Origin of the sequence: Aeromonas sp. QDB14 (genome assembly GCF_027707845.1) — a bacterium.
Classification (GTDB): domain Bacteria; phylum Pseudomonadota; class Gammaproteobacteria; order Enterobacterales; family Aeromonadaceae; genus Aeromonas; species Aeromonas caviae.
On record NZ_JAPCJD010000081.1, the window covers coordinates 1 to 18695 of the forward strand.

18 protein-coding genes and 1 tRNA gene are annotated in these 18695 nt (G+C 56.3%); all 19 read right to left on the bottom strand.

Translation table 11 applies throughout. The annotated features are described in order from the left end of the window. On the bottom strand, nt 1–125 hold a 125-nt coding region (locus PG887_RS18935), incomplete at its 3' end, for a GTP-binding protein (RefSeq protein ID WP_234887766.1). A 54-nt stretch (nt 126–179) separates the two neighbouring features. Beyond that, nucleotides 180–2285 (bottom strand): elongation factor G, encoded by a 2106-nt coding sequence (fusA, locus tag PG887_RS18940; RefSeq protein WP_010675948.1) that lies wholly within the window; start codon nt 2283–2285, stop codon nt 180–182. A 75-nt stretch (nt 2286–2360) separates the two neighbouring features. Further along, complete coding sequence (gene rpsG / locus PG887_RS18945) at nt 2361–2831, bottom strand: 30S ribosomal protein S7 (protein WP_010675949.1); 471 nt, start codon at nt 2829–2831, stop codon at nt 2361–2363. A gap of 93 nt (nt 2832–2924) precedes the next feature. Next, nucleotides 2925–3299, bottom strand: a complete 375-nt coding sequence (rpsL, locus tag PG887_RS18950) for a 30S ribosomal protein S12 (protein WP_005306278.1) — start codon at nt 3297–3299, stop codon at nt 2925–2927. Between the two features lie 182 nt (nt 3300–3481). Next, nucleotides 3482–3760 carry a sulfurtransferase complex subunit TusB gene (gene tusB, locus PG887_RS18955; RefSeq protein ID WP_041214282.1) on the bottom strand — a complete coding sequence of 93 codons (279 nt, stop codon included), beginning with the start codon at nt 3758–3760 and terminating at the stop codon, nt 3482–3484. Between the two features lie 7 nt (nt 3761–3767). Next, complete coding sequence (tusC, locus tag PG887_RS18960; protein ID WP_104454914.1) at nt 3768–4124, bottom strand: sulfurtransferase complex subunit TusC; 357 nt, start codon at nt 4122–4124, stop codon at nt 3768–3770. A gap of 9 nt (nt 4125–4133) precedes the next feature. Continuing rightward, the gene (tusD, locus tag PG887_RS18965) at nt 4134–4526 is read right to left on the bottom strand and encodes a sulfurtransferase complex subunit TusD (RefSeq protein WP_010675952.1); all 393 of its coding nucleotides are present in this window, start codon (nt 4524–4526) and stop codon (nt 4134–4136) included. 86 nt (nt 4527–4612) lie between these two features. After that, nucleotides 4613–4993 carry a RidA family protein gene (locus tag PG887_RS18970; RefSeq protein ID WP_010675953.1) on the bottom strand — a complete coding sequence of 127 codons (381 nt, stop codon included), beginning with the start codon at nt 4991–4993 and terminating at the stop codon, nt 4613–4615. A gap of 26 nt (nt 4994–5019) precedes the next feature. Continuing rightward, nucleotides 5020–5736: a helix-turn-helix transcriptional regulator gene (locus tag PG887_RS18975; protein WP_010675954.1), complete on the bottom strand. Its 717-nt coding sequence runs from the start codon at nt 5734–5736 to the stop codon at nt 5020–5022. A gap of 197 nt (nt 5737–5933) precedes the next feature. After that, complete coding sequence (gene rpoC, locus PG887_RS18980) at nt 5934–10238, bottom strand: DNA-directed RNA polymerase subunit beta' (protein WP_010675955.1); 4305 nt, start codon at nt 10236–10238, stop codon at nt 5934–5936. 91 nt (nt 10239–10329) lie between these two features. Beyond that, nucleotides 10330–14358: a DNA-directed RNA polymerase subunit beta gene (rpoB, locus tag PG887_RS18985; RefSeq protein ID WP_043808756.1), complete on the bottom strand. Its 4029-nt coding sequence runs from the start codon at nt 14356–14358 to the stop codon at nt 10330–10332. A 223-nt stretch (nt 14359–14581) separates the two neighbouring features. Then, a complete protein-coding gene (rplL, locus tag PG887_RS18990) occupies nt 14582–14947 on the bottom strand; it encodes a 50S ribosomal protein L7/L12 (RefSeq protein ID WP_010675957.1) in 366 nt (121 codons plus the stop codon). Between the two features lie 51 nt (nt 14948–14998). Then, complete coding sequence (gene rplJ / locus PG887_RS18995; protein WP_005339895.1) at nt 14999–15499, bottom strand: 50S ribosomal protein L10; 501 nt, start codon at nt 15497–15499, stop codon at nt 14999–15001. A gap of 256 nt (nt 15500–15755) precedes the next feature. Next, nucleotides 15756–16457: a 50S ribosomal protein L1 gene (gene rplA, locus PG887_RS19000; protein WP_010675958.1), complete on the bottom strand. Its 702-nt coding sequence runs from the start codon at nt 16455–16457 to the stop codon at nt 15756–15758. 4 nt (nt 16458–16461) lie between these two features. After that, a complete protein-coding gene (gene rplK / locus PG887_RS19005) occupies nt 16462–16890 on the bottom strand; it encodes a 50S ribosomal protein L11 (protein ID WP_005306313.1) in 429 nt (142 codons plus the stop codon). A gap of 134 nt (nt 16891–17024) precedes the next feature. Then, on the bottom strand, nt 17025–17576 hold the full coding sequence (nusG, locus tag PG887_RS19010; protein ID WP_010675959.1) for a transcription termination/antitermination protein NusG: 552 nt from the start codon (nt 17574–17576) through the stop codon (nt 17025–17027). A 9-nt stretch (nt 17577–17585) separates the two neighbouring features. Next, nucleotides 17586–17957 (bottom strand): preprotein translocase subunit SecE, encoded by a 372-nt coding sequence (secE, locus tag PG887_RS19015; protein WP_010675960.1) that lies wholly within the window; start codon nt 17955–17957, stop codon nt 17586–17588. 60 nt (nt 17958–18017) lie between these two features. Then, nucleotides 18018–18094 (bottom strand) — tRNA-Trp (locus PG887_RS19020). Nucleotides 18095–18146: 52 nt separating this feature from the next. Further along, nucleotides 18147–18695, bottom strand: a 549-nt coding sequence (locus PG887_RS19025) for an EF-Tu/IF-2/RF-3 family GTPase (protein WP_270822594.1), incomplete at its 5' end; no start/stop codon positions are given.

Here is an 18695-nt window from a genome sequence, read left to right on the forward strand (position 1 = left end):
CCACCGAAGTGCTTGGCCAGCACGTTGGTGATGGCGGCGGTCAGGGTGGTTTTACCGTGGTCAACGTGGCCGATGGTGCCGACGTTTACGTGCGGTTTATTACGCTCAAATTTTTCTTTAGACACGACGTAGTCCTTCTAGGTTAAACCCGCCTACCGTCGTAGGCGGGGAATCTTAAATTACTTGGATTTGCGCTCTTCGATCACGGCCTGGGCGACGTTGGTCGGGGCATCGTGATACTTGGCGAATTCCATGGCGTAGGAAGCACGACCCTGGGTAGCAGAACGCAGGGAGGTGGCGTAACCGAACATTTCGGCCAGCGGCACCAGCGCACGTACGATCTTGCCGGACGGGCCATCTTCCATGCCTTCGATCAGGCCGCGACGACGGTTCAGGTCACCGATCACGTCGCCCATGTAGTCTTCCGGAGTCTCGACTTCGACCTTCATGATCGGTTCGAGCAGTACCGGGTTGGCCTTCATGAAGCCAGCCTTGAACGCCAGAGAAGCAGCGATCTTGAACGCCAGTTCGGAAGAGTCGACATCGTGGTAGGAACCGAAGTGCAGACGCACACCCAGATCCATTACCGGATAGCCTGCCAGCGGGCCGGACTTCAGCTGCTCGCGGATACCCTTGTCAACACCCGGGATGAATTCGCCCGGAATCACGCCACCCTTGATGTCGTTGACGAATTCGTAGGCTTTGCCTTCTTCCAGCGGGTACATGTCGATAACGACGTGACCGTACTGACCACGACCACCGGACTGCTTGGCATGCTTGCCTTCGATGTCCTTGACGGTGTTGCGGATGGTTTCACGGTAGGCAACCTGCGGCTTACCTACGTTGGCTTCTACCTTGAACTCGCGACGCATACGGTCAACGATGATGTCCAGGTGCAGCTCACCCATACCGGCGATGATGGTTTGACCAGATTCTTCGTCGGTCCATACGCGGAAGGACGGATCTTCCTGAGCCAGACGGCCCAGAGCCAGACCCATCTTCTCCTGGTCAGCCTTGGATTTCGGCTCAACGGCGATGGAGATTACCGGCTCCGGGAATTCCATACGCTCCAGGATGATCGGTGCGCTTTCGTCACACAGGGTATCACCGGTGGTGACGTCCTTCAGGCCGATGGCAGCAGCGATGTCGCCTGCGCGAACTTCTTTGATCTCTTCACGCTTGTTGGCATGCATCTGAACGATACGGCCGAAACGCTCGCGCTTCTCTTTAACGGAGTTCAGCACGGAGTCACCGGAGTTGACCACACCGGAGTAAACACGGAAGAAGGTCAGGTTGCCCACGAACGGGTCGGTAGCAATCTTGAATGCCAGAGCAGAGAACGGCTCGTCATCGGAAGCGTGACGCTCGTCCTTGGTCTCGCCATCCAGCTTCAGACCGTCGATAGCAGCAACGTCGGTCGGAGCCGGCAGGTACTCGACCACGGCATCCAGCATGGCCTGTACGCCCTTGTTCTTGAACGCGGAGCCACAGGTAACCAGGATGATTTCGTTGTTCAGAACACGCTGACGCAGAGCTTTCTTGATCTCTTCTTCAGTCAGTTCTTCACCACCCAGGTATTTTTCCATCAGGTCTTCAGACGCTTCAGCAGCGGCTTCAACCAGGTTCATGCGCATTTCTTGCGCCTGTTCCAGCAGCTCGGCCGGGACGTCTTCGTAGTCGAAGGATACGCCCTGGTCAGCTTCGCTCCAGTTGATGGCTTTCATCTTGACCAGGTCGATAACGCCCTTGAAGTTCTCTTCGGAACCGATGTTCAGTTGCAGAGGAACCGGGTTACCTTTCAGACGGGTCTTGATGTGCTCAACGCAGCGCAGGAAGTTAGCACCGGTACGGTCCATCTTGTTGACGAACGCGATACGGGGAACCTTGTACTTGTTAGCCTGACGCCATACGGTTTCAGACTGGGGCTGTACGCCACCTACGGCACAGTACACCATCACGGCGCCATCCAGAACACGCATGGAACGCTCTACTTCGATAGTAAAGTCAACGTGGCCCGGGGTATCGATGATGTTGATACGGTGCGGTTGGAACTGTTTACCCATACCGGACCAGAAAGCGGTGGTCGCGGCGGAGGTGATGGTGATACCACGCTCTTGTTCCTGTTCCATCCAGTCCATGGTGGCGGCGCCATCGTGAACTTCACCGATCTTGTGACTTACACCGGTGTAAAACAGAACGCGCTCGGTAGTAGTAGTCTTACCGGCGTCGATGTGAGCGGAGATACCGATATTACGATAACGCTCAATGGGGGTTGTACGAGCCATTGTCATCCTCTTACTAGGGCGCTTGTCCCCAGATAATTAAAGGTGCGCAGAGTCATAAGACCCTGCGCAAGCGGATTACCAGCGGAAGTGAGCGAAGGCCTTGTTCGCTTCAGCCATACGGTGAACGTCTTCACGTTTCTTGACAGACGAACCCTTATTGTCAGCGGCATCCAGCAGCTCGCCAGCCAAACGCTGAGCCATTGATTTTTCACCACGTTTACGAGCGGCATCAACCAACCAGCGCATTGCCAGAGCATTGCGACGTACCGGACGAACTTCTACCGGCACCTGATAGGTTGCACCACCGACGCGACGAGATTTAACCTCGACCGCCGGACGAATGTTGTCCAGAGCGACTTCGAACAGGGCCAGGTGCTCTTTGCCAGATTTGGTGGCAATGATGTCCAGGGCGCCATAAACGATGGCTTCTGCAACAGATTTCTTACCGTCAACCATTACTACGTTGACAAATTTAGCCAGCAGCTCAGATCCGAACTTGGGATCCGGCAGGATTTTACGCTGACCAACAACACGACGTCTTGGCATTTCAAATTCTCCGTAACTTCAGGGGTTACCCAAAACTAGAAAGTTATCTAACTAGAAACGAATTAACGTTTGGCCTTACTTAACGGAGAACCATTAAGCTTTCGGACGCTTCACGCCGTACTTGGAGCGAGCCTGCTTACGGTCTTTAACACCGGCACAGTCCAACGCACCACGAACGGTGTGATAACGAACACCTGGCAAGTCTTTTACACGACCGCCACGGATCAGAACAACAGAGTGCTCTTGCAGGTTGTGACCTTCACCACCGATGTAGGAGGTGACTTCGAAGCCGTTGGTCAGACGTACACGGCATACTTTACGCAGTGCAGAGTTAGGCTTCTTCGGGGTGGTGGTGTATACACGGGTGCATACGCCACGCTTCTGAGGGCACGCTTCCAGCGCCGGCACGTTGCTTTTCACAACGAGCTTGATGCGTGGCTTGCGAACCAACTGGTTAATAGTTGCCATCAAAAGGCTCCTGATAATGACTTCATAAACGTGTGAAAAATCCTCCCCGCAGATACGGGGACGCGAAATTTTATGCCCTGTTGTCTGGGGAGTCAAGATTTATACAATTTGCACACCGAAATGGCAAATGACAGTCGAATGAGATTATGCTAAGCAACTGAGATAAAAAGGAAAAACCAAACCTAAGCGCCCCAGGTCTGCGGTGATCCGTGCTCGGCGATCAACCTGATCAAACCCGGCATATCGAGTTCCATACCGATCCCGGGTGACAAACCTCTCGCTTGCAGGTCTTCCTTCATGACGTACAGGGGGACCTCTGCCAAGCGCTCGCACCACCCGGGGGCAGCAGCCGCCATCACGGCATCCTGCATCAACACCACCAGATCCCCTTCCATGCGGTAACGCAACGCCAACTCGAGATCCTGGCTCATGAAGGGAGAGTTCAATATCAGCTGTATCACGGGCACCTCAGAAGCAGATGTGGGTGGTGAAACCCGCCCAGCTACGGCGAATTTCCGCAGGAGAGAGCGGAATAACTGGGATTAGCAGATCCGCCGCCGTCAGTCCTCGCTCAGCCAGTGACACCGCACAGACATAGACCTCCTCGATGTCATACAGCTCCAGCATCTTGAAGGTCGGGGCGTAGTGACGCTGCAATATGGCGTGTGGTGATTGCTCCCTCACCAGTTGCATCACGCCATCCCCCACCAGAAAGAGTGCCAAGGACTCCGTCAATGCAGAGGTTGCCAGCAGAGCATCCAGCCCCTCCCGACCACTCGCCAAACCATGGGGACCACGCCGTGAGATAAACGCTATTCTGGTCATTTTGTCCCCCTAGAACTGAACGAAGCGATCAGCGGTCAGTGCGGCTTCCGCCAACTGACCGAGCCCGCTCAGGCAGAATGGCGCTTCCAGATTGAAATGCTCCCGTCCCATTCCCTTGGCCTCCTGCTCATCCAGCACGCCACGGCGCATGGCCGCAGCCACACACACATCGATGCGGATACCCTGCTGGATGGCCAACTCGCGCCACAGTGCCACCAGGTCGGTCTCATCGCTGGCTGGCGCATGGAGGCCATTGGCATTGCACACCCCCTCCTGATAGAAGAAGAGGTGGGACAAGCGGTGTCCCTGCTCGACCAGACTCAGGGCAAAACGATAGGCCGTGCTGGCCGTCTGGGTGCCATAGGCGGGCCCGGTGACCAGCAGAGCAAAATTCAGACTCATGATCGCACTCCTGCACAGCGGTGCATCCATTCTACCTCACAGACGCAAAAGCCCCTCCTGGGAGGGGCTTTTCCAATGAAACAGGCTCAGACGTAAGCGATGGCTTCGACTTCGACCAGTACATCCTTGGGCAGACGAGCAACTTCCACGCAGGAACGTGCCGGGGCGGACTCGCCAAAGTAGCGGGCATACACCTGGTTGAAGGCCACGAAGTTGTTCATGTCACTCAGGAAGCAGGTGGTCTTCAGTACCTTGCTGGTATCGGCCCCTGCGGCTTTCAAGACTGCGACCAGATTCTTCATCACCTGCTCTGCCTGAGCCTCGATGCCACCGGCAACGATGTCCATGGTGGCCGGATCGAGCGGGATCTGCCCGGAGGTAAAGACCAGCTCACCCAGCTTGGTAGCCTGGACATAAGGGCCAATTGCGGCAGGCGCCTTGTCGGTTGCAATCACTTCTTTAGCCATTGTTATCTATCCCCTATCTATGGCGCTTACTCGCTCTCTTCTTCACCCTGCTTGCGCTGTCGGATGTAGAGATACACGGTATGTTTGGAAATATTCAGCTTGTCGGCGACCAGGTTGATCGAGTCCTTGATATCAAATATGCCCTTCTCGAACAACTGGGTCACGATAAAACGGTTCTTCGCATTGTTGGCCACGGAGGGATCACGATTGATCTCGTCGATGGTGTTGTCCACCGTCTGGGCAACCAGCTCTTCGACGCTGTTGGCGAAGGTCTCCGGTGATTGCCGCTCCACCTGCTGTGGTGTCGGGAAGAATTCGGCCACGAACTCGTGGAAAGGCGCATTGATGTGCAAATTGATGCAGATAAGGCCGATCACCTGCTTGTCGCGGTTACGGATGGCGATGGTGCTCGACTTCATCAAGGCACCGGTCCGACTGCGGGCAAAATAACTCTGGGTGTGATCCTGACCCGTGCTCTCGATGTCCTTGAGCATCCGCAGGGCGAGATCGGTGATCGGCGCCCCCAGAGTTCGACCCGTATTGAAACCATTCGCGATTTGGATCACGGACTCATGCAGATTTTCCAGGGAGTGGAGCACCACCTCGCAGTGCTTGCCGAACAGATCGGCCAGGCCTTCGATAAGGCCCCCATATGAACGCAACAGCTCCCTGTCTTCGTCTGTAAAAGCGCGACCGCTCAGTTGCTCTTCGGGAAGCAGTACTTCCTCGATACCGACAGCCATGTTCTACCCCTGTAATACCCATTCAACTTTCCCGAGTTTTCAGTTGCGACGAGGCAATGTCAACTTTTTTTGATTTTTTGCTCTATAACCTTGCACTGGATCATCCCCCTGCCCCAGCCCAGTGCACGCTGGGCGCCGGATGGGAAATAAAAAAAGGGCCCCTAGAAGGGGCCCTTTTCGATCACTGCAGCGGAAGATTACTCTTCGTCAAAACTGCCGGCTGCGTTGAGCAGATCCGCCAGGTTTTGCTGAGCTTCATCGGCAGTCACCTGCGGCACACCGACAGCACGGGCTGCGGCGGCACGCTGGTTGATGCGGCTGTGGTGGTAGGCAAAGCCGGTACCAGCCGGGATCAGACGACCCACGATCACGTTCTCTTTCAGGCCGCGCAGTTCATCACGCTTGCCACCAACGGCTGCTTCGGTCAGCACGCGGGTGGTCTCCTGGAAGGAAGCTGCGGAGATGAAGGACTCGGTGCTCAGAGATGCCTTGGTAATACCCATCAGGATATGACGGTAGGTAGCCGGGGTCTTCCCTTCGGCAACCAGTTTACGGTTGGCAATCTTCACACGGGCCACTTCAACCTGCTCACCTTCGATCAGGTCGGTGTCGCCAGCGCTCAGGATCTCGCACTTGCGAAGCATCTGACGCACGATGACTTCGATGTGTTTGTCGTTGATCTTAACGCCTTGCAGACGGTAAACGTCCTGCACTTCGTTGGCGATGTAGTTGGCGACCGGGCTGATACCGCGCAGACGCAGGATGTCGTGAGCAGACTCGGGACCGTCCGCCAGCACTTCACCCTTCTCAACTTTTTCACCTTCGAACACGTTGAGGTGACGCCATTTCGGAATCATCTCTTCATAGATCTCGCCACCATCGGTCGGGGTGATGACCAGACGGCGTTTGCCCTTGGTCTCTTTCCCGAAGGAGATGGTACCGGAGATCTCGGCCAGGATGGCCGGCTCTTTCGGCTGACGTGCTTCGAACAGATCCGCAACGCGCGGCAGACCACCGGTGATGTCCTTGGTACCGCTGGACTCTTGCGGGATACGCGCAACCGCGTCACCCACGCCCACGTTGGCACCATCTTCCAGGTTCACGATCGCCTTGCCCGGCAGGAAGTACTGGGCGGGAACGTCGGTGCCCGGGATCATCACATCCTTGCCGTTCAGATCGACCAGTTTCACGGTCGGACGCATCTCTTTACCGGCGCTCGGACGCTCGTTGACATCCAGCACGACGATGGAAGAGAGACCGGTCAGCTCGTCGGTCTGACGAGTGATGGTCACACCGTCGATCATGTGTTCGAAGTGCAGGCGACCCGCTACTTCGGTGATGATCGGGTGGGTGTGCGGGTCCCAGTTCGCGACGGTATCACCGGCGTTCACCGCTTCGCCATCCTTCACTTCCAGCACGGAACCGTAAGGCAGCTTGTGGCTTTCCTTGGTACGGCCCATCTCGTCCATGATGGTCAGCTCGGTAGAACGGGAGGTAATAACCAGCTTGTCAGAGTTGTTCAGAACGAACTTGGCGTTCTGCAACTTGATGCTACCGGTGTTCTTCACCTGGATGCTGCTCTCGGCAGCCGCTCGGGATGCGGCACCACCGATGTGGAAGGTACGCATCGTCAGCTGGGTGCCCGGTTCACCGATGGACTGAGCTGCGATAACACCGACAGCCTCACCCTTGTTAACCAGGTGACCACGGGCCAGATCACGGCCGTAGCAGTGAGCACAGTTACCGAAGTCGGTCTCACAGGTGATGGCAGAACGTACCTTCACGCGGTCGACGGAGTTGCGCTCCAGCAGGTCACACAGCTGCTCGTCGAGCAGGGTGTTGCGCGCTACCAGCACTTCATCCTCGGTACCCGGCTTGATCACGTCTTCGGCCACCACACGACCCAACACGCGTTCACGCAGCGGCTCGACCACGTCGCCACCCTCGATCAGCGGAGTCATCCACAGACCGTCGGTAGTGCCGCAATCGTCCTCGGTGATCACCATGTCCTGGGCCACGTCAACCAGACGACGGGTCAGGTAACCGGAGTTCGCTGTCTTCAGCGCGGTATCCGCCAGACCTTTACGAGCACCGTGAGTGGAGATGAAGTACTGCAGTACGTTCAGACCTTCACGGAAGTTCGCCACGATCGGCGTTTCGATGATGGAGCCATCCGGCTTGGCCATCAGGCCACGCATACCGGCCAGCTGACGGATCTGGGCGGCGGAACCCCGCGCACCAGAGTCGGCCATCATGAAGATGCTGTTGAAGGAGGCTTGCTCTTCCTCATCGCCCAGGGAGTTGACGTTACGCTCCTTGGAAAGGTTGTCCATCATGGCCTTGGAGACGCGATCGTTCGCGCTGGCCCAGATATCGATAACCTTGTTGTAGCGTTCGCCCGCGGTCACCAGACCGGACAGGAACTGGTCCTGGATCTCGGCAACTTCAGCTTCTGCAGCAGCGATGATGTCTTTCTTGGCATCCGGGATGACCATGTCATCGATACCAACAGAGGCACCGGACAGGGCCGCGTAGTGGAAACCGGTATACATCAGCTGGTCAGCGAAGATGACGGTATCCTTCAGGCCCTGCTTGCGATAGCAGGTGTTCAGCAGACGGGAGATGAGCTTTTTGCCCAGCGCCTTGTTGGAGACGCACTTGATCCAGTTCTGCGGGTTGGCGTCCAGGTCAGCCTGCTCTGCAGCAGTCAGTACCTTGGGCTCGTCAATCAGCGCGTACTCCATGCCTTTGGGCAGGATCAGGCTCAGGATCGCACGACCAACGGTGGTGTTCTTCATCTCGGTCTTGGCAACCAGCTCACCGGCTTCGTTCTTCACGTACTCGGTGATGCGGCACTTAACGCGAGCATGCAGGTCGGCCAGACCGGCACGGTAGACCTTCTCGGCCTCTTTCGGGCCGGACAGCACCATACCTTCGCCCTTGGCGTTGATACGGGCACGGGTCATGTAGTACAGACCCAAGACCACGTCCTGGGAAGGAACGATGATCGGCTCACCGGAGGCAGGCGACAGGATGTTGTTGGTGGACATCATCAGGGCGCGCGCTTCCAGCTGGGCTTCCAGGGTCAGCGGTACGTGGACCGCCATCTGGTCACCGTCGAAGTCCGCGTTATAGGCGGCACAGACGAGCGGGTGCAGCTGGATGGCCTTCCCTTCGATCAGGGTCGGTTCAAACGCCTGGATACCCAGACGGTGCAGGGTCGGTGCACGGTTCAGCAGAACCGGGTGTTCGCGGATCACTTCGTCCAGGATGTCCCAAACGACGGCTTCTTCGCGCTCCACCATCTTCTTGGCGGCCTTGATGGTGGTCGCCAGACCGCGGGATTCCAGCTTGCCGTAGATGAAGGGCTTGAACAGCTCAAGTGCCATCTTCTTCGGCAGACCGCACTGATGCAGACGCAGGGTCGGACCTACGGTGATAACGGAACGACCGGAGTAGTCGACACGCTTACCCAGCAGGTTCTGACGGAAACGACCTTGCTTACCCTTGATCATGTCGGCCAGGGATTTCAGCGGGCGCTTGTTGGAACCGGTGATGGCACGACCACGACGACCGTTGTCCAGCAGGGCATCCACGGACTCTTGCAGCATGCGCTTTTCGTTGCGCACGATGATGTCCGGCGCAGCCAGGTCCAGCAGGCGCTTCAAGCGGTTGTTACGGTTGATCACGCGACGGTACAGATCGTTCAGATCGGAGGTCGCGAAACGACCGCCGTCCAGCGGTACCAGCGGACGCAGGTCCGGCGGCAGCACGGGCAGCACTGTCATGATCATCCACTCCGGCTTGTTGCCGGATTGCAGGAAGGCTTCCATCAGCTTCAGACGCTTGGTGGTCTTCTTGCGCTTGGTCTCGGAGTTGGTCTGATCCAGCTCCTCACGCATGGCTTTGACTTCGCCTTCCAGATCTATGGCGCGCAGCAGAGCCAGAATGGCCTCGGCACCCATCTTGGCGTCGAATTCGTCACCCCACTCTTCCAGTGCGTCCAGATAGTTCTCTTCGGAGAGCATCTGGCTGCGCTCGAGGTTGGTCATGCCGGGTTCGATCACTACATAGGATTCGAAATACAGCACGCGCTCGATGTCACGCAGGGTCATGTCCAGCAGCAGACCGATACGGGACGGCAGGGACTTCAGGAACCAGATGTGGGCAGTCGGGCTGGCCAGCTCGATGTGGCCCATGCGCTCACGACGAACCTTGGTCTGGGTCACTTCTACACCGCACTTCTCGCAGATCACACCACGGTGTTTCAGGCGCTTGTACTTGCCGCACAGACACTCGTAGTCCTTCACCGGTCCGAAGATACGGGCGCAGAACAGACCATCACGCTCCGGCTTGAAAGTCCGGTAGTTTATGGTCTCAGGCTTTTTGACCTCACCGAATGACCAGGAGCGGATCATGTCAGGAGAGGCCAGACCGATCTTGATACTGTCAAACTCTTCGGTCTTGGTCTGAGCCTTCAAAAACTTGAGTAAGTCTTTCACGTGTTTCCCCTGTCAGGAGTCTAACCTCGGCGCCCCGGCTGCCGAAACAGCGGGGCGCCCACGTCAATTCTCGAACAATAAGAGCGAGCTCTTACTCTTCGTCCAGCTCGATGTTGATACCCAGAGAGCGGATTTCCTTCAGCAATACGTTGAAGGATTCGGGCATGCCCGGCTCCATACGGTGGTCGCCATCCACGATGTTCTTGTACATCTTGGTACGGCCGTTCACATCGTCAGACTTGACGGTCAGCATTTCCTGCAGGGTATATGCCGCACCGTAAGCCTCCAGGGCCCACACTTCCATCTCACCGAACCGCTGACCACCGAACTGCGCCTTACCACCCAGCGGCTGCTGGGTAACCAGGCTGTAGGAACCGGTAGAACGCGCGTGCATCTTGTCGTCTACCAGGTGGTTCAGCTTCAGCATGTACATGTAACCCACGGTGACCTTGCGCTCGAAGGCGTTACCGGTACGACCGTCGAACAGGGAGATCTGACCGGATTCCGGCAGATCGGCCAGCTTCAGCAAGGCTTTGATTTCGCGCTCTTTGGCACCATCAAAGACAGGTGTAGCCACCGGCAGACCCTTACGCAGGTTACCCACCAGGGTACGCACGTCGTCGTCAGACAGTTCAGCAATGTTCACTTGCTGGGAGTCCTTCTCGCCCAGGTCATAGACCTGTTGCAGGAACTCGCGCATCTCGTGCAGCTCGCGCTGTTCTTTGATCATGCGGTCGATCTTCTCGCCGATGCCCTTGGCCGCGAGGCCCAGGTGCACTTCGAGGATCTGACCGATGTTCATACGAGACGGTACACCCAGCGGGTTCAGTACGATGTCGACCGGACGGCCGTACTCGTCATGGGGCATATCCTCGACCGGACAGATCTTGGAGATAACACCCTTGTTACCGTGACGGCCCGCCATCTTGTCACCCGGCTGGATGCGACGCTTGACGGCCAGATAGACCTTGACGATCTTCAGTACGCCCGGCGCCAGGTCATCGCCCTGGATGATCTTGCGACGCTTGTTCTCGAATTTCTTGTCGAACTCGGCCTTCAGCTCAACGTGCTGTTCAGCGATCTGCTCCAGCTCGATTTGCTTGGCTTCATCTTCGATGGCCAGTTCAAACCACTTGGAACGCTCGAGCTTGTTCAGACGATCTTCGCTGTAGCCGGCGGCCAGCAGCAGGTTGCGGGAGCGGCCGAAAATGCCGTCTTCCAGGATCTTGAACTCTTCGGTCAAGTCCTTCTTCGCTTCCTTCAGCTGCATCTCTTCGATTTCTTTGGCGCGCTTGTCTTTTTCCACGCCATCGCGGGTAAAGACTTGCACGTCAACCACGGTACCGTATACGCCGTTCGGTACGCGCAGGGAGGAGTCCTTCACGTCGGACGCCTTCTCACCGAAGATGGCGCGCAGCAGCTTCTCTTCCGGGGTCAGCTGGGTTTCGCCCTTCGGGGTCACCTTGCCGACCAGGATGTCGCCGCCCTTCACTTCGGCACCCACGTAGACGATACCGGACTCGTCCAGCTTGGACAGAGCGGCTTCACCCACGTTCGGGATGTCGGCAGTGATCTCTTCCGGACCCAGCTTGGTGTCGCGGGAGATACAGGCCAGTTCCTGGATGTGGATGGTGGTCAGGCGATCTTCCTGAACCACGCGCTCGTTCACCAGGATCGAGTCTTCGAAGTTGTAACCGTTCCACGGCATGAACGCGACGCGCAGGTTCTGACCCAGCGCCAGTTCACCCAGGTCGGTGGACGGGCCGTCAGCCAGCACGTCACCGGCCATCACCGGCTCACCCAGCATCACGCAGGGGCGCTGGTTGATACAGGTGTTCTGGTTGGAACGGGTGTATTTGGTCAGGTTGTAGATGTCGATGCCGGCTTCGCCTGGCAGCAGCTCATCTTCATTGACCTTGATAACGATACGGGAGGCGTCGACGTAGTCGATCATGCCGCCACGCTTGGCCACTACGGTTACACCGGAGTCAACGGCCACGGCGCGTTCCATACCGGTACCTACCAGCGGCTTGTCAGCGCGCAGGGTCGGTACGGCCTGACGTTGCATGTTTGAACCCATCAATGCGCGGTTCGCGTCATCGTGTTCCAGGAACGGGATCAGGGCCGCTGCCACAGAGACGATCTGTTGCGGGCTCACGTCCATATACTGGATCTGGTCGGCGTTCATAAAGGTGGATTCACCCTTGTGACGGCACGGGATCAATTCATCTTTCAGACGGCCATCTTCGGTGGTCGCGGCGTTGGCCTGTGCGATCACGTACTTGCCTTCTTCAATCGCAGACAGGTAATCCACTTCGTCGGTGATCACACCGTCGATCACCTTGCGGTACGGGGTCTCGAGGAAACCGTACTCGTTGGTGCGGGAGTAGACGGACAGCGAGTTGATCAGACCGATGTTCGGACCTTCCGGCGTTTCGATAGGGCACAGACGACCGTAGTGGGTCGGGTGTACGTCTCGAACTTCGAAGCCGGCACGCTCACGGGTCAGACCGCCCGGGCCCAGCGCGGAGATACGACGCTTGTGGGTCACTTCGGACAGCGGGTTGTTCTGGTCCATGAACTGGGACAGCTGGCTGGAACCGAAGAACTCTTTGACCGCGGCGGAGATCGGCTTGGCGTTGATCAGATCCTGCGGCATCAGGGTGTCCAGATCGCCCAGAGACAGGCGCTCCTTCACCGCACGCTCGACACGGACCAGACCGACACGGAACTGGTTCTCGGCCATTTCACCGACGGAACGGATACGACGGTTACCCAGGTGGTCGATATCATCCACCTCGTCATTGCCGTTACGGATGTCGATCAGGCGCTTCATGACCTCGACGATGTCGTCCTTGGTCAGCACGCCAACGCCGGTCTCGTCTTCACGACCCAGACGGCGGTTGAACTTCATCCGACCCACGGTAGACAGGTCGTAACGCTCGGAAGAGAAGAACAGGTTCTCGAACAGCTGCTCTGCGGCTTCGCGAGTGGGCGGCTCGCCCGGACGCATCATGCGATAGATCTCGACCAGGGCTTCCAGGCGGCTGGAGCTGGAGTCGATACGCAGGGTCTCGGACATGTAAGCACCGTGGTCCAGTTCGTTGGTGAACAGAACCTCGAAGTGCTTGAAGCCGGCTTGGGACAGGTTGGCAACCGCTTCCAGGCTCAGAGCCTGGTTGGCAGTCACAACCATTTCACCAGTCTGCGGATGTGCGTAGTTCTTGGCAGCAACTTTGCCAACAACATACTCTACCGGCACCTCGATCTGGGTGATGCCGTCTTTTTCCAGCTGGCGGATGTGACGGGCAGTGACACGACGACCGGTCTCGACCACCACGGCGCCATTGGCAATGATGTCGAAGGTCGCAGTTTCGCCACGCAGGCGCTCGGGCACCAGATCCATCATCAACTTGCCATCTTTAACCTCGAAACCGATGGTCTCGAAGAAGGTGGCCAGGATTTCTTCGGAACTGAAGTCCAGGGCGCGCAGAATAATGGAGGCTGGCAGTTTGCGACGACGGTCGATACGGACAAACAGGTTGTCTTTCGCATCGAACTCGAAATCCAGCCAGGAGCCACGGTAGGGGATAACGCGTGCGTTATACAGTACCTTACCGGATGAATGTGTTTTGCCTTTATCGTGGTCGAAGAAGACGCCCGGACTGCGGTGCAGCTGGGAGACGATGACCCGCTCGGTACCATTGATGACAAAGGTGCCGTTTTCGGTCATGAGCGGAATTTCGCCCATGTAAACTTCTTGTTCCTTGATATCTTTGACGGTGCCGGCAGCTGCTTCACGGTCGTACAGAACCATACGAAGCTTGACACGCAGCGGCGCGGAGTAGGTCACTCCACGGATCTGGCATTCTTTTACGTCAAATACCGGCTCACCCAGGCGATAGCTGACATACTGAAGCTCAGCACTACCGGAGTAACTGGTGATCGGGAAAACGCTACGGAAGGCGGCTTCTAGGCCGTACTCACCTTCCGGGTCAGCCTCGATGAACTGCTTGAAGGAGTCCAGCTGAATGGACAACAGATAAGGCGTGTCCAGTACCTGGTCTCGCTTACCGAAGTCCTTACGTATGCGTTTTTTTTCGGTATAAGAGTAAACCATAGGGTTCCTCAGCTCGCTGATAAGTGACCCACTCTGTCCCCACGGGACAGCTCTGTCTCAACACCGTTTTGTGTTGGCCCGGACAATGAGGCGGTCCGGATTGCTGGTGCACCGAGAGTCGTGAACGGTGTGAAATACTCTCAGTCTACAGCGCAAAAAGGCTGGTGAATAAAGATTCACCAGCCTTAGCCTGTTTTATCAGGCTAATCTACATAAATGCAGATTATTTGATCTCAACAGAAGCACCGGCAGCTTCCAGCTCTTTCTTCAGAGCTTCAGCTTCGTCCTTGGACACGGCTTCTTTCAGATTGGTCGGAGCAGCTTCTACCAGGTCCTTGGCTTCTTTCAGGCCCAGACCGGTAGCGCCACGAACGGCCTTGATGACGGCAACTTTGTTGGCGCCAGCAGCAGTCAGAACTACGTCGAACTCGGTCTTCTCTTCTACTGCTTCAGCAGCAGCCGGGCCGGCCATGACGGCAGCAGCGGCAGAAACACCGAACTTCTCTTCCATAGCTTCGATCAGCTCAACAACTTCCATTACGGACATGGAAGCAACGGCTTCGATGATTTGGTCTTTAGTGATAGACATGACAAAAATTCCTGATGTTGAATAAACTCAAACAGCCTAGATAGGCGAGAATCAAGCAGCAGCTTGTTTCTGGTCGCGAACAGCAGCGATAGTACGAACCAGCTTGCCAGCAGAGGCTTCCTTCATGGTAGCCATCAACTTCGCAATTGCTTCTTCGTAAGTCGGCAGCGTGGCCAGACGATCAATTTGTGCTGCGGCGATAAACTCACCGTTAAAAGCGCCAGCCTTGATTTCGAACTTTTGGTTCGCTTTGGCAAACTCTTTGAACAGACGAGCGGCAGCGCCCGGGTGTTCGTTAGAGAAAGCAATCAAGGTAGGACCGGTAAATGCGTCGTTCAGGCACTCGTATTCGGTACCTTCTACCGCGCGACGCAGCAGGGTGTTACGCACAACGCGCATGTACACACCAGCTTCACGAGCGGTCTTACGCAGGACGGTCATCTTGTCTACAGTGACGCCGCGAGAATCGGCTACAACTGCAGAAAGAGCGCCTTTGGCAGCTTCGTTGACTTCAGCAACAATTGCCTTTTTGTCTTCGAGTCCCAATGCCATTGGCTTAACTCCTGGATTGAATCCGGGTCTGTTGACCCAGTACTGACACATCCCCCCTACCTTTACAACAGAGGGGAACGATGCGGTAGCAGGATTCCAGAAGAGAAAGAATCTTTCTCGCTGGGTTTCCGGCACCGTCTACGCAGGAAGAATTAAGGCTTTGCGGCCTCCTGCGGTCTTGGACGGAGGTCGAAACCCCCAACCAATCAAGGCGCAAAATTATAGATTAAATTTTGCGCCTTGTAAAACCCATCAATTAGGCCTGAGCTTCCAGGGAAGCTTGGTCTACGGCAACACCGGCACCCATGGTGGTGGAGATGCTGACTTTCTTGATGAATACACCCTTGGCGGAGGACGGCTTGGCCTTCTTCAAGGCAACCAGCAGCGCTTCCAGGTTTTCTTTCAGCTGAACTTCGTTGAAAGAGACCTTGCCCAGAGTGGTATGAATGATACCGTTCTTGTCGTTACGGTAACGAACCTGACCAGCCTTGGCGTTCTTGACGGCTTCGGCTACGTTCGGAGTGACGGTACCCACTTTCGGGTTCGGCATCAGACCGCGCGGGCCCAGGATTTGACCCAGTTGACCAACAACACGCATGGCATCCGGGGATGCGATGACGACGTCGAAGTTCATCTCGCCTTTCTTGACCAGCTCGGCCAGGTCGTCCATACCAACCAGTTCAGCACCGGCAGCCTTGGCGGCTTCGGCGTTGGCACCCTGGGTGAACACGGCGACACGGATGTCACGACCGGTACCGTGCGGCAGTACAGTTGCACCACGTACGTTCTGATCGGATTTACGAGCATCGATACCCAGGTTAACGGCAACGTCAACGCTTTCAACGAACTTGGCAGTAGCCAGTTCTTTCAGCAGGGCAATGGCTTCGTTGATGGAGTACTCTTTGGTACCGTCAACTTTTTCGCGAATAACGCGCATACGCTTGGACAGTTTAGCCATTGTCTTACTCCTCCACTACCAGGCCCATGGAACGAGCGGAACCGGCGATGCAACGTACTTTTGCATCCAGATCGGCACCAGTCATATCCGGCTCTTTGGTCTTGGCGATTTCTTGCAGCTGAGCCACAGTCACCTTACCAACCTTGTCTTTGTTCGGCTTGGCAGAACCAGACTGGATACCAGCGGCTTTCTTCAGCAGGAAGGAAGCGGGCGGAGTCTTGGTTTCGAAGGTGAAGGAACGGTCGCTGTAAACGGTGATCACGACCGGAGTCGGAGAACCTTTTTCCAGCTTTTCTGTACGGGCGTTGAACGCCTTACAGAATTCCATGATGTTCACGCCGTGCTGACCCAGAGCGGGACCAACGGGAGGGCTGGGGTTAGCACTGCCAGCCTTAACTTGCAGCTTGATATAAGCTGTGACTTTCTTAGCCATTACAAAAATACCTCAAAAATGGGTTCTAACGCCTCGGAGACATGCTCCTGCAAACGGCTCCCCAACAAATAAAGGGGCAGCGAATTATAGAGATAATCGCTGCCCCTGACAACCGTTAAACGTACAGAGATTAATCAGCCTTTTTCGACCTGACCAAAATCCAGTTCTACCGGCGTTGAGCGGCCGAAGATCAGTACGGAGACCTTCACGCGGCTCTTTTCGTAGTCCACCTCTTCAACGGTACCGTTGAAGTCGGCGAACGGACCATCGGCAACCCGGACCATCTCACCCGGTTCAAACAGGGTTTTCGGACGCGGCTTGTCGTGGGCATCTTGCAGACGATTGAGGATGGCATCCGCTTCCTTATCGGAGATAGGAGCAGGGCGATCGGAGGTACCGCCGATGAAACCCATTACACGTGGTACATTGCGTACCAGGTGCCATGTGGTTTCATCCATCACCATCTGGACCAGGACGTATCCCGGGAAAAATTTGCGCTCACTCTTGCGCTTCTGGCCAGCACGCATCTCGACCACTTCTTCGGTCGGGACCAGCACTTCACCAAACAGCTCTTCCATGCCATGCATCTTGATATGTTCACGCAGGGATTTGGCAACACGGCCTTCGTAGCCTGAAAATGCCTGCACGACATACCATCTCATACGCTGTTCACGTTGTTCAGTCATGGCTTATCCTTACACACCGGTAATCAGGTTGACCAACCAGACCAAGGCGCCGTCCAACACGAACAGCAGCAGCCCCATCACGGCAGTCACCGCCAGCACAATCAGGGTTGTCTGAATGGCTTCCTGACGGGTCGGCCATACGACCTTGCGGACTTCCAGGCGAGACTCACGGGCAAACGCCAGTGTTGCCTTGCCCTTGGTGGTTTGCAGGGCCACTGCACCGGCAGCAGCGATGACAACGACCACACCCAGGGCGCGGACGGCAGCAATAACGTCGCTCAGCAGGTAATTGCCCACTACAGCGGCCGCCAGGATGATGAAAACCAGGCCCCAAAGCAGGGTATCCTTGCTTCCGCCCTGACCCTCAGAACTAACACTCATACAACCCACCTGTATCTGACGTAACCAAAGACACAAAAGCCCCGTACGAGACGAGGTATATGGCAGGGGCGGCAGGACTCGAACCCGCAACCATCGGTTTTGGAGACCGCTGTTCTACCAATTCGAACTACGCCCCTGCATAAGAAAGCCCCTATTATAGGGGCTTTGCTTTATTTATGTAAGCCAAGATTAAGCGATAACTTTGGCTACAACACCAGCACCTACGGTACGGCCACCTTCACGGATGGCGAAACGCAGGCCGTCGTCCATCGCGATCGGCGCAATCAGGGTAACAACCATCTTGATGTTGTCGCCCGGCATTACCATCTCTACGCCTTCCGGCAGTTCGATGGTACCGGTCACGTCGGTAGTACGGAAGTAGAACTGCGGACGGTAGCCCTTGAAGAACGGGGTATGACGACCACCTTCTTCCTTGGACAGCACGTACACTTCAGATTCAAACTTGGTGTGCGGCTTGATGGTGCCCGGCTTGGCCAGTACCTGACCACGCTCTACGTCTTCACGCTTCACGCCACGCAGCAGTGCGCCAACGTTCTCACCTGCACGACCTTCGTCCAGCAGTTTGCGGAACATTTCAACGCCGGTACAGGTGGTCTTGGTGGTATCTTTGATACCAACGATTTCCACTTCTTCACCAACTTTGACGATACCGCGCTCTACACGACCGGTTACTACGGTACCACGGCCTGCGATGGAGAAGACGTCTTCGATAGGCAT

Excerpts from the sequence above, each read along its gene's own strand:
- secE (WP_010675960.1), bottom strand. The coding sequence starts at position 17,957 with ATGAGTGTTAGTTCTGAGGGTCAGGGCGGAAGCAAGGATACCCTGCTT.
- nusG (WP_010675959.1), bottom strand. The coding sequence starts at position 17,576 with ATGACTGAACAACGTGAACAGCGTATGAGATGGTATGTCGTGCAGGCA.
- rplK (WP_005306313.1), bottom strand. The coding sequence starts at position 16,890 with ATGGCTAAGAAAGTCACAGCTTATATCAAGCTGCAAGTTAAGGCTGGC.
- PG887_RS18975 (WP_010675954.1), bottom strand. The coding sequence starts at position 5,736 with ATGGCTGTCGGTATCGAGGAAGTACTGCTTCCCGAAGAGCAACTGAGC.
- fusA (WP_010675948.1), bottom strand. The coding sequence starts at position 2,285 with ATGGCTCGTACAACCCCCATTGAGCGTTATCGTAATATCGGTATCTCC.
- rplJ (WP_005339895.1), bottom strand. The coding sequence starts at position 15,499 with ATGGCATTGGGACTCGAAGACAAAAAGGCAATTGTTGCTGAAGTCAAC.
- PG887_RS18970 (WP_010675953.1), bottom strand. The coding sequence starts at position 4,993 with ATGGCTAAAGAAGTGATTGCAACCGACAAGGCGCCTGCCGCAATTGGC.
- rpoB (WP_043808756.1), bottom strand. The coding sequence starts at position 14,358 with ATGGTTTACTCTTATACCGAAAAAAAACGCATACGTAAGGACTTCGGT.
- rplL (WP_010675957.1), bottom strand. The coding sequence starts at position 14,947 with ATGTCTATCACTAAAGACCAAATCATCGAAGCCGTTGCTTCCATGTCC.
- tusD (WP_010675952.1), bottom strand. The coding sequence starts at position 4,526 with ATGAGTCTGAATTTTGCTCTGCTGGTCACCGGGCCCGCCTATGGCACC.
- tusC (WP_104454914.1), bottom strand. The coding sequence starts at position 4,124 with ATGACCAGAATAGCGTTTATCTCACGGCGTGGTCCCCATGGTTTGGCG.
- rpsL (WP_005306278.1), bottom strand. The coding sequence starts at position 3,299 with ATGGCAACTATTAACCAGTTGGTTCGCAAGCCACGCATCAAGCTCGTT.
- rpsG (WP_010675949.1), bottom strand. The coding sequence starts at position 2,831 with ATGCCAAGACGTCGTGTTGTTGGTCAGCGTAAAATCCTGCCGGATCCC.
- rplA (WP_010675958.1), bottom strand. The coding sequence starts at position 16,457 with ATGGCTAAACTGTCCAAGCGTATGCGCGTTATTCGCGAAAAAGTTGAC.